The sequence below is a fragment of the Streptomyces sp. WAC06614 genome, from assembly GCF_003949795.1.
Lineage (GTDB): Bacteria > Actinomycetota > Actinomycetes > Streptomycetales > Streptomycetaceae > Streptomyces.
The window spans coordinates 1-6,634 of the sequence record NZ_RPRY01000362.1; the positions used below are offsets into that span (position 1 = coordinate 1).

Consider the following 6,634-nt stretch of genomic DNA (forward strand, 5'->3'; position numbering starts at 1 on the left):
ACGGCCGCGCTGCGCGCCTCGGGCCCCACCCTGCCCGGCATCTCGCAGCAGCAGGTCGACGAGCTCGCCACCGACCTGGAGACCAAGCTCAGCAAGCTCTCCCTCGCCCGGGCCATGAACGCCTCCCCGCTGATGGCCGCCTGGTACACCCTCTTCGGCGTGCTGGAGTGGACGTTCCACCCCGGAGAGCCCGCCACCGACCCCACGCGTCCCCCCTACGAACAGCTCGACCTGTACCTGGAGCGGCTGCTGCCGTCCCTGCTCGATCCCGCCGGCCAGCTGCGCGAGCGCTACGGCTGGGGCACGGCCGCCCTCGACGCGGCCAAGCTGCTCGCCGTCCTGGAGATCGTCCTGACCCGGGTCGGCCTGCCCGCGCTGTTCGTGCCCGCCACCGCCACCACCCCACCGCTGCTCCAGGCACTCGCCGTCGACCTCACCCCCACCGCCGACGGCGCGGGCCTCGACGTGGAGGTGGTGCTGCGCGGGGAGGGTGAGGTCACCCGGCCGGTCGAGGGGCTGCGGCCCGGCGTCACCGGCACCGTCGGCGTCGGCGGCACCCTGCCGACCGGCGCCAGGGGAGAGCTGCGGCCCTCCTTCGCGCTCCGGATCGCCCCACCCGCGCCGGACCGCCCGGTGGAGCTCCTGCTGTCGGTACGGCTGGAGTCCCGCCCCGGGCAGCCCATCGTGCTGCTCGGCCAGGCGGGCGGCAGCAGGCTGGAGATCGACGCGTTCTCCGTCGCCGCCGGCCTCGCCCTCACCGCCGATCCGGCCACCGGACATGCGCACGGCGCGCCGCTGGCCGAGGCCTCGCTGAGCGGCGGACGGCTGATCATCGACGCCTCCTCCGGCGACGGGTTCGTCTCCTCCGTCCTCGCCGGGGGCCGCCTCGAAGCCGGCTTCGAGCTCGGCCTCGCCTTCGCCCCCGACACCGGCCTGCGCTTCACCGGGAGCGGCGGGCTGGAGGTGCAGATCCCGGTCCACCTGGCGCTCGGCCCGGTGGAGATCCACACCGTCCTGCTCGCCGCCCGCCTCGGCGGCGGTAGCGTGCCCGTCGAGCTCTCCGCGGGCTTCACCGCCGCCCTCGGCCCGGTCACCGCGGCCGTCGAGCGGATGGGCGTCGTCGCCGAGTTCTCCCTGCCGCCCGGCGGCGGCAACCTCGGGCCCGCGCAGCTCGACTTCGCCTTCAAACCGCCCAGCGGGATCGGCCTGCTCGTCGACGCCGGCGTGGTCACCGGAGGGGGCTACCTCTACGCCGACCCCGACCGCGGCGAGTACGCCGGCGCGCTGGAGCTGGACTTCGCCGGCCTGGTCGCGCTCAAGGCGATCGGCCTCATCAGCACCCGCCTGCCCGACCGGCCGGGCGGGTTCTCCCTCCTCGTGCTCATCACCACCGAGTTCGGCGGCGGCGGGATCCAGCTCGGCTACGGCTTCACCCTGCTCGCCGTCGGCGGCCTGATCGGGCTCAACCGCGGCATGGACCTGCGGGCCCTGGTCGAGGGCGTCGCGACCGGCCGCGTCGAGTCCGTGATGTTCCCCAAGGACCCCGTCGCCAACGCCCCCCGCGTCATCAGCGACCTCAGGGCCTACTTCCCGCCCGAGGACGGCACGTTCCTGATCGGCCCCATGGCCAAGATCGGCTGGGGCACGCCCACCCTGGTCAGCGTCTCGCTCGGCGTGGTCATCGAGATCCCGGGGAACATCGCGATCCTCGGGGTGCTGCGCTGCGTGCTGCCCACCGAACACCTGCCGCTGCTCGTCCTCCAGGTCGCGTTCATCGGCGCGATCGAGTTCGACCGCTCCCGGGTGTGGTTCTTCGCCAGGATCTTCGACTCGCGCATCCTGACGATGACGCTCGACGGCGGCATGGGCCTGCTCGTCTCCTGGGGCGACGACCCCCAACTGGTCCTCACCGTCGGCGGGTTCCACCCCGCGTACAAGCCGCCGCAGCTGCCCTTCCCGGTGCCCGAGCGGATCTGCGTCGACATCCTCCACCAGCCCGGCCGGCTGATCCGCGTGTCCGGGTACTTCGCCGTCACCAGCAACACCGTCCAGTTCGGAGCCCGCGCCGAACTGCGCCTCGGCTTCGACGACTTCGGCATCGAAGGACACCTGAGCTTCGACGCGCTGTTCCAGTTCTCGCCGTTCGCCTTCGTCGTCCGGATCTCCGCCGGCGTCTGCCTCAAGGCCTTCGGCGTCGGGATCTTCGGCATCGACCTCGACTTCCAGCTGGAGGGCGTGGCGCCCTGGCGGGCGCAGGGCCGGGGCTCGATCTCCCTGCTGTTCTTCGAGATCTCCGCCGACTTCGACATCACCTGGGGCGAGGAGCACCACACCACCCTCCCGCCCGTCGACGCCCTGACCCTCCTCGCGGCCGAACTGGCCAGGACGGAGGGCTGGGAGACCCGGCTGCCCGCCGGCGGCACCGTTCCGCTCGTCACCCTGCGCCCGCTGCGCGAGCAGGACCGGCTGGTCCTGCACCCGCTCGGCAGCCTCTTCGTCCGCCAGCGGATCCTCCCGCTCGGCGTCCGCATCGACCGGATCGGCGCCCAGCGCCCGGCCGACGCCGTGCGCTTCTCCGTCGGCCCCGCCGACGGCAGCGAGCTGGTGCGGCTCTCCACCACCGCCGACAAGTTCGCCATGGCCCAGTTCCGGGACATGGACGACGCCGGCAGGCTCTCGGCGGCCGCGTACGAGGACCAGGACGCCGGGATCGAACTCGGCACGGCCCAGGACGCCCTGGCCGCGGTGCGCGCGGTGCGCCGCAGCGCCCGCTACGAGGCCCACGTGTTCGACAGCACCACCGCGCCTGCCCCCGGCGCTCCGGTCGGCTCCGCGTCCGCCCACCGGGTCGCCCGAGCGGCCGCCGGCGCCGCCGGAGCCGCAGGTACGGTCACCCGGTTCAAGAGCGTCAGCGGCGCGGTGTTCGACCGGCTCCGGGCCGGCAGCAGCACCAGCCGCTCCCCGCTGTCGCGGCACGAGGAGCGGCTGCGCCGCCCGTTCGACGCCGAGGACACCGCGCGCGTGGCCGGCCCGCGCTTCGTCATCGCGTACGTACGCAACAACGCCCAGGCCTTCGCCCCGTCCGCCGGCCTCGACCAGGGCCGGGACGGCCACCGCAGCCGCACCGCCGCCGAAGAGGCCCTGGCCTCCTGGGTCGTGGCCGACCCCCGGCTGACCGGGCGGCTGCACGTGCTCCCCGAGTCCGAGGCGGCCCGGGCCCTTGCCCGCCCCGGCAGCTGGTCCGACGCCGGTTCGGCCCCGTACGCCGCCCATCTCGACGCGGCCGACGCCGTCCGGCTGGCCGACGGCGCCGTCCTGATCGCCGGGGGCGCCGACGCCAGCGGCGCGGTGCTCGCCTCGGCGGCGGTGTGCGACCCGGTGACGCTCGACTGGACCGCCCTCCCCGACCTGCGCACCCCCCGCGCCCGCCACACGGTCACCCGGCTCGCCGACCACCGGGTCCTGGTGACCGGCGGACAGGACGAGCACGGCCGGGCCCTGTCCTCCGCGGAGATCTTCGATCCCGTCACCCGAGCCTGGAGCGACGCCGGCGCCCTCGGCACGGCCCGCTACGACCACCGCGCCACCCTGCTCGGCACCGGCGAGGTCCTGGTGACCGGCGGCACCGCCGCCCCCGGCGAGGGCAGCGCCGCCCGCACCCTGAGCTCGGCCGAGCTGCTGGACCCGCGCACCGGCACCTGGAGGCCCGCCCGGGACATGGCCGACGCCCGCTGCCGCCACGAGGCGGTCCTCCTCGGCGAGCAGGGCCCCGTCCTGGTCGTCGGCGGCGCCCTGGAGACCGGCGGGGAGCCGGCCGCCCTCGCGTTCTGCGAGCGCTACGACCCCACCACCGACACCTGGACCCCGGCGGCGAGCCTCACCACCCCCCGCACCGGCCACCAGGCCACCCGGCTGCCCGACGGCACCGTCCTGGTCACCGGCGGCCGGGCCCCCGGGGCCGACGGGCCCGGCGCACCGGGCCGGTTCGACCCCGCCGAGCCCACCTCCGTCGAGCGGTACGTGCCCGCGGCGGACGCCTGGTCGGCCGAGGCCCCCCTGCCCGGCGCCGGCCGCAGCGGGCACCGGGCGGTGCCGCTGCGCTCGGGCCGGGTGCTGCTCGTCGGAGGGACCGGCGGCCCCGGACGCACCACCGGCTACCGCAGCACCCTGCTGTTCGACCCGGCCACGCACACCTGGACCCCCACCGGCGGGACGGCCACCGGCCGCCACGGATTCGCCGCCGTGGAGCTGGACGACGGCCGGGTCCTGGCCGTCGGCGGCACCGTCCGGTCCGGCCCGGCGACCCCCGACGGCAGGCGGACCACCACGGCGACGGCGGAGGTCCACACCCCATGAGCGTCATCGCCACCACCACCACGAAGGGTTTCGAGGCCATGAGCAGTCCCACCGCGGCGGCCGCCGGCGGCTGGACGAAGACCGGCGACCTGCCCCTGGCCGCGAGCTGGTACGGGCAGCACGACGGAGCCGTCCTGCTGAAGAACGGCCAGGTCCTCGTCGTGGGCGGGGCGGACGCCCAGGGCCGCGCCCTGGCCAAGGGCGCCGTCTACAACCCCGCCACCGGCGCCTGGACGGCCACCACCTCGCTGCGCGACCCGCGCCGGCTGCACACCGTCACCCGGCTGGGCAACGGCAAGGTCCTGGTCACCGGAGGCACCAGCGGCCCGTCCCGGCTGTCCCCGCCGCTGAACACCGTCGAGCTCTACGAGCCCGGCACGGACACCTGGAAGACCGTCACCGGCATGCGCGAGGCGCGCTGCGGCCACATCGCCGTCCCCCTGGACGGCACCCTGCTCCTGGTCGCCGGCGGCTACGCGGCCCGGTCGGCCACCTCGGTACGGGCCCTGCGGACCGCGGAGGTCTACGACTGGGAGGCCGACACCTGGCACGACGCCAAACCCATGAACGACGCCCGCGCGGACCACGGCGCCGTCCGCTTCAAGGCCGGCCGGGTGCTGGTCTGCGGTGGCACCGTGCCCGTGTCCGGCACCGGCGACACGGCCCTCGCCTACTGCGAGCTGTACGACCCGGCCACGGACACCTGGACCCCCACCGGCAGCCTGCTCCAGCCGCGCGGCGGCCACCAGACCGTCCTGGCCTCCGACACCACCGCCCTGGTGGTCGGCGGGGCGACGCCCGGCACCGCCGGCGACGGCACGTACGCCCCCTTCCGCACGCTCACCGCCGAGCGGTACGACGTCACCACGGGTGAGTGGGCGGCGCTGCCCGAGGCACCCGGCGGCCGCGGCGCCCACCGGGTGGTCCCCCTGGGCACCGGCAGCTTCCTGGTCGCCGGCGGCACCGCCGACGTGCGCAACGGCGCGGGCTACCAGAGCACCCTGATCCTGGACCCCGCCGCCCGGACCTGGACCGCGGCGCCCGGGCAGCTCACCGGCCGCTGGGCCTTCGCCGCCGTCGCCCTGGACCGCAACAAGGTCCTCGTCACCGGAGGGACCGTGCAGAACGGGCTCGCCGCCCCCGACCCGGCCACCGCCGAACTCACCCGGACCACGGAGATCTTCACCGCAGGGAGCCCCGGGTGACCACCAACGGCTACTCCTTCCTGCCCTGGCTGCGGACCGGCATCGCCACCCGGATCGCCGACCCGGCCGGCACGGCGTACACCGCCCCGACGACCGGACGCGCCACCGTCCCCGTCGAACTCGACGTGACCGGGGAGCCCGTGGTCCCCGGCCCCCTGCTCCACGCGCCCGTACGGCAGCGCGTGCAGCTCTACGGGCCCGGTGACGTCATCGGGGTGGACCCCAAGGCGATCTCCCGGGTCGAGCCCCGCCCGGGCACCACCGAGACCGAACCCAACTACCTCGCCCACATCGAGTTCTACCCCGAGGACTTCGCCTGGCGGTACAGCCCCGCCGCCCCGGACCACGCCACCGGCCGGCTGCGCCCCTGGCTCGCCCTGATCGTCCTCGAAGGGCCCACGGACACCGGCGGCCCGGGCGAGTTCGAGGAGGGCGGACCACCGGCCGGCCCGCTGCCGTACATCACCGTCCGCGATCCCGCCGCCTGCCTGCCGCCCGCCGAGGAGCTCGGCGCCTGGGCGCACGTCCATGTCGACACCGACCCCGACGAACCGCTGGTCTCGGAACCCGAGGACATGCCCGCCACCCTCGCCCGGCTGCGGGAACTGCTGCGCACCCGACCCGACCGGGCCTGCTCCCGGATCATCAGCCCCCGCCACCTCGGCGCGAACACCCCCTACCACGCCTTCCTCGTCCCCGCCTTCGAGACCGGACGGCTGGCCGGACTCGGGGAGCCGCCCGACGACACGGACGCCACCCTGGCGAGCTGGGGACCCGGCCGGGCGGGACTGCCACTGCCCTACTACCACCGGTGGTCGTTCCGTACGGGATCCACCGGCGACTTCGAGGAACTGGTCCGCCGGATCCAGCCCCGCAAGCCCGACCCGCTGGTGGCCCGGCGCGACATCGACGTCCTGCGGCCGGACTTCGGGCTGCCCCCGATCGACCGGCCCCCGGCCCTCGGCGGGGTGCTGCGCCTGGGCGGAGCGCTGCGGATCCCCCGCCGCACCCGGGACCTCTGGGACAACTGGGACGGAAGGTTCACTGCGCCGCCACCCCCGCAGCCCTACCCC

Annotated in this window: 2 protein-coding genes and 1 pseudogene; all 3 read left to right on the top strand. The window is 75.6% G+C overall.

The genetic code is table 11. The features are described 5' to 3' along the window. Positions 1 to 4,356: DUF6603 domain-containing protein (locus EF918_RS30670; protein ID WP_125652192.1), on the top strand; the 4,356-nt coding region annotated here is incomplete at its 5' end. After that, positions 4,353 to 5,561: a kelch repeat-containing protein gene (locus tag EF918_RS30675; RefSeq protein ID WP_260610817.1), complete on the top strand. Its 1,209-nt coding sequence runs from the start codon at positions 4,353 to 4,355 to the stop codon at positions 5,559 to 5,561. The genes EF918_RS30670 and EF918_RS30675, both read left to right, overlap by 4 nt. Continuing rightward, a pseudogene (locus EF918_RS30680) lies at positions 5,558 to 6,634 on the top strand (hypothetical protein); the annotation flags it as partial. The gene EF918_RS30675 and the pseudogene EF918_RS30680, both read left to right, overlap by 4 nt.

What these genes read in the sequence shown, in the direction of transcription:
- EF918_RS30675 (WP_260610817.1), top strand. Translation starts at nt 4,353, where the DNA reads ATGAGCGTCATCGCCACCACCACCACGAAGGGTTTCGAGGCCATGAGC.